The organism is Streptomyces sp. NPDC006510, assembly GCF_040611955.1.
In the GTDB taxonomy this organism is placed as follows: Bacteria; Actinomycetota; Actinomycetes; order Streptomycetales; family Streptomycetaceae; genus Streptomyces.
On record NZ_JBEXPH010000272.1, the window covers coordinates 1 to 8968 of the forward strand.

The following is an 8968-nucleotide window of genomic DNA, read 5'->3' on the forward strand; positions in this document are numbered from 1 at the left end:
GGACGCGGCGCGGGCCCGGGCCCGCGCCGCGTCCGCGTGCCGCAGCCAGTCGGCGATGACCGGCGCGGCGCTGAGGTCGTGACCTTCCGCCAGGGCGGTCATGGCCCCGCATGCGGAGTGGCCGCAGATGACGATGTCGGTCACGTGCAGCACGGCGAGGGCGTACTCGATGCTGGCCGCGATGCCGTCCGGGCCGGATCCGTACGCCGGGACCAGATTGCCCGCCGTACGGATGACGAACAGCTCGCCCGGGTCGCTCTGTGTGATCAGTTCGGGGACCACACGGGCGTCGGAGCACCCGATGAACAGTGTCTTCGGCCGGTGAGTCGTGGCCAGGCGGGCGAAGAACCCCGCCTTTGCGGGAAAGACGTCGCGGTGGAAACGCGCGAGGCCGTCCGTGAGGTCGTGCATCGGTCACTCCCTTCGATGAAGGTCGGCCCGACGGGCTGACGAGATCCACCATGCATGACGTCGTCCTATAGCGTCCAAGTCTTGCTATCCATAATTTATATAGATCACATCAATGGTTCGGGGGCTCAGTGAATGCGAGGGCCGGTGAGCGCGAGGCGCCGGCGAGTCCGAGGTGCCGTGGGTGGGGCCGCCGACCAGGGCGTCATAGGCGGCAAGGTCTCCTTGCGGGAATATCGATTGGGCTTCTCTATACTTCGGGTATGGGTCCGGAACTGCGTCACCTCCGCTATCTGATCGCGGTGGCCGAGCACGGCAACTTCACGCGCGCGGCCGAAGAGCTGCGCATCTCGCAACCGACGTTGTCGCAGCAGATCAAGCAGTTGGAGCGAGTTGTCGGCGTCCAGCTGCTCGACCGCAGTGGCCGTGGGGTCCGCCCCACCGACGCGGGCGAGGCCTATGTGCACTACGCGAAGCGGGCGCTGCGGGAGCTGGCCGCCGCCGACCGTGCCGTCCTCGATGTCGCCGACCTCTCCCGGGGGCATCTGCGCCTGGCGGTGACGCCGACCTTCACCGCGTATCTCATCGGCCCGCTGGTGGAGGCGCTGCACACGCACCATCCCGGCATCACGCTGGAGCTGCGGGAAATGACGCAGGACCGCATCGAAACGAGCCTTCTGGCCGACGATCTCGACCTCGGGATCGCCTTCGCGGGATCCCATCCGCCAGGCATCACCGCCACCGCGTTGTTCACCGAGACCCTCAGCCTCGTCGTCGCCACGCACCACGCCCGGGACCGAGGCGACCGGCCGCTGCCGGTGCGTGACCTGGCCGATCAGCAACTCGCGCTGCTCAGCAGCGACTTCGCCACCCGAACTCACATCGACAGCTACTTCGCCCAGCATCGCGTCAGCCCGCCGATCGCGGTGGAGGCCAACACGATCCAGGCCCTCACGGAAATCGTCCGGCGCACCGGATTGCTGGCCGCCGTGCTGCCCGACGCGGTCACGGACGACCACCCGCACCTCACGCCCATCCCCATCGACCCTCCGCTGCCCGCCCGTGTCGCCACCCTGTTGCACCGGGAGAGCGCCTACGAGAGCGCCGCCGCACGCGCCTTCACCGGGCTCGCCCGCAACCTGGTCCGCGCACGCGGCTACGCACCGGTCTGAGCACCCCCGTACCGCGGACGGCATACCGAATGCTGACGCCGAGTGATGAGAGAATTGAGGACATGACAGGGTCTGAGGACTTCGAGCCCGAGTCGGAGCGGGTCACACGCCTGCTGCGTGACGAGATCATCGACGGTGTGCGTGAGCCGGGCAGCAAGCTCGTCGAGCGCGAGCTCGCCGCGGAGCTCGGGGTGAGCAGGCTGCCCGTCCGAGAGGCCCTGAAGGCACTGGTCACCGAGGGGCTGGTGACGCCGAGGCCGCGGACATGGGCCGTTGTGCGGGAGTTCACGCCTGCGGACATCGAGGACCTCGATGAGGTCCGCGCGGCCCTTGAGACGCTGACCTTCCGGCTCGCCGCCCAACGGCGTACCCGCGCGGGACTCGAGAAGCTCCGCTCGGATCTCGACGCCGAACGGAAGGCGGCGGACAAGGGGGACGCCGTACGGGCCCGCCGGGCTGCCGCGGACTTCCACGAGACGGTGACCGCGCTGGCCGACAACGAACTCCTGAACGAGCTCCAGACCACCCTCCGCAGCAGGATGCGCTGGCTGCTGGGGCAGCACGACGACCTCGAAGGCGTCGCACACGAGCACGAGGGCCTGTACCGGGCGATCGCGGAGCGCGATGTCGTGGGCGTCGAAAAGCTGGCCGGCAAACACCTGGTGACAGGCCGCCACGCGGCTGCCGCGCGGCGCAAGCGCCAGGACTGAACGCAACGGCCCGGCCGGGGCGGCGGGCACGGCAACGGGCCGCCCCGAGAGCTCGGACGTAGACGATTCCGTCCGGGACATCCGGGCGGATCTCCGTGCCGATGTTCCGGTCGAGAAGGTCATCGAGCCGTTCGAGCGGGCCGACGAGCGCCCGCCCGCCGGCCCTGGCGACCCGCACGGCGGCGTCGGCCTTCGGCTTCATCGCGCCTTCGGCAAAGGCCGGTCGGGGGATCGCCTCCGGTGATGCCGTGAGAATGTCCCCGCTGTTCGGGCGTCCCTCAGTTCTCACTGACGAAGTCGCCGTCCGTGGGCATCGCGAGCATGTCCGCCTTGAGTTCCGCGGCCGGAGCCGCCGAGGCGAGGTCCTTGTCCACGACCGCCTGCAAGCCCCCCAGCGGCCACGGAGCTCTCCTCAGCGCCCTTGCCGCGGTATTCGTCTTCGTCAACCTCGGCTCCGTGTGCAGTCACAGGTGACGTGGCCGTGTTCGCCGGCCGGGGCGCGTCGGTGGGGGGACAGGGGGCCGGCTCCGGTGACCGAGGGCTTCTGCCGGGCGGCGGTGTCACCGCCCGACGGGGCGGGTGGATCCAACGGTTGGTTACTGGTCGGGGTCGGAGTGGCAGCCGGTGTCGTGGCAGCCTTCTGCGTCCCGCGCGTCGTGGCGGAGTACCGCACCCGCAACCGGGCCGAGTTCCAGGACGCTGCCGCGGTCGTCGATCCGACCGTGCGGGCCGCCTTCTGCCGAGGGGCATGGGCACTCGCCGTCACGGCCCTCCTGTGGCCGGCCGCATGCGTGGTGAGCGTGGTCTCGCTCGTGGGCTCCGCCCACATGGGGTCGGGGGCGTTCGGAGTGACGGCGACCGTGTTCCTGGCCGTCATCGGGATCACGGTGGCCACCGGCGTGGCGTTGCGCCGCCTGCTCGGCGGTGTCCCGTCCGGGGCCCTGATCGGCATGATGGGCATCGGCTACGTCGGTTCGGTGTCCGAGGCAGGGGTCAGCGGCCCGCAGCAGATCGCGGGGGCCGGTCTCGCCGGGTTCGCGGGCCTGCTGATGCTGGTGCTGGACCGGGCGCATCGCACGGCGCGCAGAGCGGGTGCGGCTCGCGAGTAGCGGCCGTGCGCGGTCCGGGGCGTACCGGAATCACCCTCTGACGATGAATCAGGGCATTCACGCTAAGCTGCGAGTGCCCCGCGGGGGAAGTCCGGTCGAAATCCGGCGCTGACCCGCAACGGTAGGCGGAGCCTGGCATGTGGCCCCGTAAGCCCGATTACCCGCGGTGGTGAAGGCTCCTGTCAATTCGCCGTGGACTGCGAGTGGTGCTGCGCAGGGCGCTCCGCGTCCGGGCTGCTCCTTTGATCACGTAGGTGCACGGCCCGAGGCGAAAGCGATCCGCCCGTGGCCACACCCCTCGACCGTAGACCTGCCGTGCCGTCGCGCACGTCCCGCGCCGGATCAGGGCCCGCGCCGCCCCGGCGTGTGTCACTGCCGCTGCTCCTGATCACCCTGTGCGCCGTGCTCCTGGTCTCGCTCGTCTGCGGGGCGGGGATCGGGGCGTCGGGGCTCACCTGGGGCGAAGTGCTGCGTTGTCTGTGGGCCGGGCTGACCGGCGGCCGAATAACCCCCGACCAGGTCCCGGCGTACACCATCGTCTGGGAACTGCGCTTTCCGCGGGCTGTGCTGGCCGCGGTCGTCGGGGCCGGACTCGCGGCCATCGGCGTCGCCGTACAGGCCATGGTCCGCAATGCCCTCGCCGACCCGTTCGTCCTCGGGATCTCCTCGGGTGCGGCCGTCGGCGCCAACGCCGTGCTCATCTTCGGAGCCTTCGGCGCGCTGGGCATCTGGGCGCTGTCCACGGCGGCGTTCCTGTCCGCGCTCCTCGCCATGATGCTGGTGTACGCGATCGCACGCACCGCTCGCGGTCTGACCCCGGTGCGGCTCGTCCTGACCGGCACCGCGATGTACTACGGCTTCTCGGCCGTCACCACGTTCATGGTCTTCGCGGCCGAGCGCGGTGAAGCCGCCCGCTCCGCGATGATGTGGATGCTCGGCAGCCTCGGCGGAGCCAACTGGTCCTCCGTGCCGATCGCCGCGGCGGCCGTGCTCGGCGGTCTCGCCCACCTCGCCTGGTCGGCGCGCCGGCTGAACGCCCTCGCCATGGGCGACGAGACCGCGGCCGCGCTGGGCGTGGACGCGGGGCGGCTGCGCAAGGAGTTGTTCCTGGTCTCCGCGGCCGTCACGGGGGCGGTGGTCGCGGTGAGCGGTGCGATCGGCTTCGTCGGCCTGATGGTGCCGCACGCCGTACGGATGCTGGTCGGCGCGGACCACCGCCGGCTGCTGGCCGTCGCACCACTGGCGGGCGCTGTTCTGCTGATCTGGGTGGACATCCTCTCCCGGGTGGTGCTCGCGCCCGCCGAACTGCCGGTGGGCGTGCTGACCGCGGTCATCGGCGTGCCGTGCTTCGTACTGCTGATGCGCCGTCGTTCCTACACGTTCGGAGGCGCGTGATGCGGATCGACATCGAGGATCTGACGGTCGAGATCGCCGGCGCGCGGCTGGTGGAGGAGGTCACGCTGGGAGCGGCGGAGGGGCAGCTCGTCGGTCTCGTCGGGCCCAACGGCAGTGGGAAGTCCACCCTGTTGCGCTGCGTCTACCGGGCGCTGCGTCCCTCGGCCGGCACGGTGCGGCTCGGCGGCGAGGACCTGTACGCGATGAGCGCACGCGAAGGCGCCCGTCGGCTGGCCGCACTGCCCCAGGAGGCGGTCACCGAATTCGACTTCACCGTTGCCGAGGTCGTGGCGATGGGCCGGCTGCCGCACCAGTCGTCGGTGGGCCGGACCACCGACGAGGACCGGCAGGCGTGCCGGACCGCGCTCGCTGGAGTCGGCGCCGGCCACCTCGCCGACCGCGGCTTCCTCACCCTCTCCGGCGGCGAGAAGCAGCGGGTGCTGATCGCCCGCGCCCTGGCACAGCAGCCCCGGCTGCTGGTGCTCGACGAACCGACCAACCATCTGGACATCGCACAGCAACTGGAAGTGCTGGCGCTGGTACGCGACAGCGGGCTGACCGTCCTCACCGCGCTGCACGATCTCAATCTCGCCGCACTCCACTGCGACCTGCTCCATGTCATCGACAGCGGGCGGATCGTCGCGTCCGGCGCTCCGCACGACGTGCTCACCCCCGAGTTGCTGGCCGAGGTCTTCGGCGTACGGGCACACCGCGTCCCGCATCCGGAGACCGGCGCCGTACAGCTGCTCTTCGACCGTCTCCGCCCCGCTCGATCCGATTCCTGAGGAGTCGCTTCCCCCATGCCCAACCCCGTACGCCCCGCCGCACTCGTGCTCTCCGCCGTCCTGGTCCTCACCGGCTGCGGTGCGGAAATCACCCCTCGCCAGGAAGAGAGGAGTGGTGCTCGCACAGCCGGGGACCACTATCCGGTGACCATCGAGAACTGCGGCCGGCAGAACACCTACGACAAGGCCCCGCAGCGCGTGGTCACCAATGACGTCGGCATCACCGAGATCATGTTCGCGCTCGGACTCGAGGTCCACATGGCGGGTTATGTGATGCCCGAGGACAAGGGCGACCTCACGTCCGTTCCCTGGAAGGACGGCTACCGAAGGACCAAGTGGCTTTCCAGGAAGAGCATCAACAAGGAGCTGGTCCTCGACGTCCGTGCCGATCTGGTCTTCGCAGGATGGAACTACGGATTCAACGAGGGCGACGGGTTCACTCCCGCCGAGCTCCGAAAAGTGGGCATCGGCTCATATCTGCTGAGCGAGTCGTGCCGCAACGGCCGCGGGAAAGCACGCGGGGTGATGGCGCCACTCGATGCGCTCTACACCGATTTGCGGAACCTGGGAAAGATATTCGACGTGGAGGACCGTGCGGACACCCTCATCGCGACGTTCCGGAAGCAGGTGGCCGAAGCGCAGGCCGCGGCGCCGAAGGGTGCTGACCGCCCGCGGGTCTTCCTCTACGACGACGGGCGGGACAAGCCGCTGACCTCCGGTGCCTACGCCGGACCGCACGACATCATCACCAAGGCGGGTGGTGATCACGTCATGAAGGACCTCAAGGACAGCTGGGTGACGGTGGGCTGGGAGACCGTGGTCGAACGTGACCCCGAGGTGATCGTGATCAACGACTACGGTGACACCGGCGCGGCGCAGAAGGAGAAATTCCTGAAGTCCTATCCGCCGCTGGCGAACGTCTCGGCCATCAAGAACGATCGCATCTTTGTCCTCGATTACGCGGACCTGGTGGAAAGTCCGCGCAATCCCGCGGCCATCAGCTCACTTGCCGCATATCTGAGGAAAGCGACTGCCTAGGGCCTTTCGTTCGGATCAGGCCGGGCTCGCGGGGTCCGGCCTGATCCAAAAGAAAGACCCTGGAGCAGGCTCGGGGCGGCCACCTGGCCGTCGCCCGATCATGGCCGGACAGTAGAGTTCGGCTGCGTCATCCCCTGAACACCGAGGTACCGGCCGTGACTCTCGCACCACCCGAACAACCCGTCCCACCTGCGGTGACCGTCGTGGGAATCGGCGCCGACGGGTGGGCGGGACTGCCCGACGCGGCGCGCGCGGAACTGGCCGGCGCACAGGTTCTCATCGGTGGCGGGCGGCAACTCGACCTGCTCCCGCCGGCCTGCCGGGGGCAACGGGTGCCGTGGCCCTCGCCGTTGCGGCCGGCCGTCCCCGGCCTGCTCGCCGCGCACGCCGGGAGCAGGATCGCCGTCCTGGCCAGCGGCGACCCGATGTTCTACGGCATCGGCCGGGCACTCACCGAAGTGCTCGGCGCCGACGCGCTGAGGATCCTGCCCCACCCGTCGTCCGTGTCCTACGCCTGTGCCCGGATCGGCTGGCCGCTGGAGGACACCGAGGTCGTCACCCTGGTCGGCCGCCCCGCCGCCCGGCTGGCCGCCGCACTGCACGACGGCCGACGGGTACTGGCCCTCAGCGCGGACGCCGGCACTCCGGCCGCGGTGGCCGGGCTGCTGCGCGAACAGGGCTTCGGCCCGAGTCGTCTGCGCGTGCTCGAACAGCTCGGCGGAGCGGACGAAGCCTGCGTGGAGGGCACCGCGGACCACTGGCCGCACCCACCGGGCGACCCGCTGAACATCATCGCGATCGAATGCCGGCGCGCCCCCGGCACCCCGCGCCTCGGTGCCGTCCCGGGCCTGCCCGACGAGGCGTACGAACACGACGGGCAGCTCACCAAGCGGCACATCCGGGCCGCGACCCTCGGTGTGCTCGCGCCCGCCCCCGGCGAACTCCTGTGGGACATCGGCGGAGGCTCGGGGTCCATCGCGATCGAATGGATGCGGAGCCACCCGTCCTGCCGGGCGATCACCGTGGAACGCGATCCGGCGCGGGCCGAACGCATCGCACGCAACGCCGACCGTCTCGGGGTACCTGCCCTGCGTGTGGTCACCGGCCGGGCCCCCGGAAACCTGGCCGAACTGCCCACACCTGATGCCGTGTTCATCGGCGGCGGGCTGACCGCGCCCGGCCTTCTCGACACCTGCTGGGACGCGCTGCCGGCCGGCGGACGCCTGGTCGCCAATACGGTCACGCTGGAGTCCGAGGCGCTGCTCGCCGAGGCACACCACAGGCACGGCGGTGACCTGGTCCGGCTCGCGGTCGCGCATGCCGTGCCGGTCGGCGGCTTCACCGGCTGGCGGCAGGCCATGCCGGTCACCCAGTGGTCCGTACGCAAACCCTCGATCAGTCCCGATGCGGAACGCTCAGCGCAAGAGCCCGCGCAAGACCCAGGAGACAACACATGACCGTGTATTTCATCGGCGCGGGCCCCGGGGCGGCCGACCTGATCACCGTGCGCGGCGCCCGCACGCTCGCCTCCTGCGGGGTGTGTCTGTACGCGGGCAGCCTGGTGCCCCGGGAACTGCTCGCCGAATGCCCCCCGGACGCCCGCCTGGTGGACACCGCGCAGCTCGACATCGACCAGATCACCGCCGAGCTGACCGCCGCGCACCGGGCCGGCCACGACGTGGCCCGGCTGCACTCGGGCGATCCCTCGGTGTTCAGCGCGGTCAATGAGCAGATGCGTCGGCTCGACGAGGCCGGGGTGCCCTACGAAGTGGTGCCCGGCGTACCCGCGTTCGCGGCCGCGGCGGCGGCGCTCAAGCGGGAGTTGACCGTACCGACCGTCGGCCAGACCGTCATCCTCACCCGGGTGGCCAACCGCGCGACCGCGATGCCGGAGGGCGAGGACCTGGCCACGCTGGGCCGCAGCGGCGCCCTGATCGTGCTGCACCTCGCCGCGCAGTACGTGGACCGCGTCGTCGAGGAACTGCTGCCGCACTACGGAGCCGACTGCCCGGCCGTCGTCGTGGCGCTGGCCTCACGTCCGGACGAAGTCATCCTGCGTGGATCCCTCGACGGCATCGCCGAGCAGGTGAAGGCAGCGGGCGTGATCCGTACCGCCGTCATCATGGTCGGCCGCACCCTGGGCGCCGAGCAGTTCCGCGACAGCCACCTCTACTCGCCCGGACGCGAGCGCCACGTCTGCTGACGGGGCCGCAGCATCGGCCGGGCGGCCGGTCAGCGCACGCTGCTGCGCCCGACGACCGTGCCCGCCCGGTCGATGCAGATGACGTCGACGGCGACCTGGTGGCGGTGGCGGCGCGGGACGAGGCGCTGTCGGTGCTGCGGGGCGCACC

General features: G+C 70.6%; 10 protein-coding genes and 1 riboswitch. Of the genes, 8 read left to right on the plus strand and 2 right to left on the minus strand.

The features are described from left to right. The coding region (locus tag ABZY11_RS40380; protein ID WP_356483943.1) for a carbonic anhydrase at positions 1-411 on the minus strand (411 nt) is incomplete at its 3' end. 260 nt (positions 412-671) lie between these two features. On the opposite strand from ABZY11_RS40380, the gene cynR reads away from it, so the two are divergent. Both cynR and ABZY11_RS40390 read left to right on the plus strand, forming a co-directional pair. Further along, the gene (gene cynR / locus ABZY11_RS40385; protein WP_356483944.1) at positions 672-1580 is read left to right on the plus strand and encodes a transcriptional regulator CynR; all 909 of its coding nucleotides are present in this window, start codon (positions 672-674) and stop codon (positions 1578-1580) included. 62 nt (positions 1581-1642) lie between these two features. Further along, positions 1643-2290 carry a GntR family transcriptional regulator gene (locus ABZY11_RS40390; protein WP_356483945.1) on the plus strand — a complete coding sequence of 216 codons (648 nt, stop codon included), beginning with the start codon at positions 1643-1645 and terminating at the stop codon, positions 2288-2290. A gap of 278 nt (positions 2291-2568) precedes the next feature. On the opposite strand, the gene ABZY11_RS40395 is transcribed toward ABZY11_RS40390, so the two are convergent. Beyond that, positions 2569-2736 (minus strand): hypothetical protein, encoded by a 168-nt coding sequence (locus ABZY11_RS40395; RefSeq protein ID WP_356483946.1) that lies wholly within the window; start codon positions 2734-2736, stop codon positions 2569-2571. Between the two features lie 183 nt (positions 2737-2919). Here ABZY11_RS40395 and ABZY11_RS40400 point away from each other — a divergent pair, with 183 nt between their 5' ends. From ABZY11_RS40400 to cobM, 6 genes are all read left to right on the plus strand, one after another. Continuing rightward, on the plus strand, positions 2920-3399 hold the full coding sequence (locus ABZY11_RS40400) for a hypothetical protein (RefSeq protein WP_356483947.1): 480 nt from the start codon (positions 2920-2922) through the stop codon (positions 3397-3399). Positions 3400-3442: 43 nt separating this feature from the next. After that, positions 3443-3583: riboswitch (cobalamin riboswitch) on the plus strand. Positions 3584-3684: 101 nt separating this feature from the next. Then, a complete protein-coding gene (locus ABZY11_RS40405; protein WP_356483948.1) occupies positions 3685-4794 on the plus strand; it encodes an iron ABC transporter permease in 1110 nt (369 codons plus the stop codon). Then, positions 4794-5579, plus strand: a complete 786-nt coding sequence (locus ABZY11_RS40410; protein WP_356483949.1) for an ABC transporter ATP-binding protein — start codon at positions 4794-4796, stop codon at positions 5577-5579. Before ABZY11_RS40405 ends, ABZY11_RS40410 begins: the two co-directional genes overlap by 1 nt. 15 nt (positions 5580-5594) lie before the next feature. Beyond that, positions 5595-6617 (plus strand): ABC transporter substrate-binding protein, encoded by a 1023-nt coding sequence (locus tag ABZY11_RS40415; protein ID WP_356483950.1) that lies wholly within the window; start codon positions 5595-5597, stop codon positions 6615-6617. A gap of 194 nt (positions 6618-6811) precedes the next feature. Then, positions 6812-8074, plus strand: coding sequence for a precorrin-6y C5,15-methyltransferase (decarboxylating) subunit CbiE (cbiE, locus tag ABZY11_RS40420; RefSeq protein ID WP_356483952.1), 1263 nt, complete (start codon positions 6812-6814; stop codon positions 8072-8074). After that, entirely contained in the window at positions 8071-8820 is a 750-nt protein-coding gene (cobM, locus tag ABZY11_RS40425) for a precorrin-4 C(11)-methyltransferase (RefSeq protein ID WP_356483951.1), read from the plus strand. The genes cbiE and cobM overlap by 4 nt, the downstream gene beginning before the upstream one ends. Positions 8821-8968: the final 148 nt, after the last annotated feature.

Excerpts from the sequence above, each read along its gene's own strand:
- ABZY11_RS40410 (WP_356483949.1), top strand. The coding sequence starts at position 4,794 with ATGCGGATCGACATCGAGGATCTGACGGTCGAGATCGCCGGCGCGCGG.
- cynR (WP_356483944.1), top strand. The coding sequence starts at position 672 with ATGGGTCCGGAACTGCGTCACCTCCGCTATCTGATCGCGGTGGCCGAG.
- cobM (WP_356483951.1), top strand. The coding sequence starts at position 8,071 with ATGACCGTGTATTTCATCGGCGCGGGCCCCGGGGCGGCCGACCTGATC.
- ABZY11_RS40390 (WP_356483945.1), top strand. The coding sequence starts at position 1,643 with ATGACAGGGTCTGAGGACTTCGAGCCCGAGTCGGAGCGGGTCACACGC.
- ABZY11_RS40415 (WP_356483950.1), top strand. The coding sequence starts at position 5,595 with ATGCCCAACCCCGTACGCCCCGCCGCACTCGTGCTCTCCGCCGTCCTG.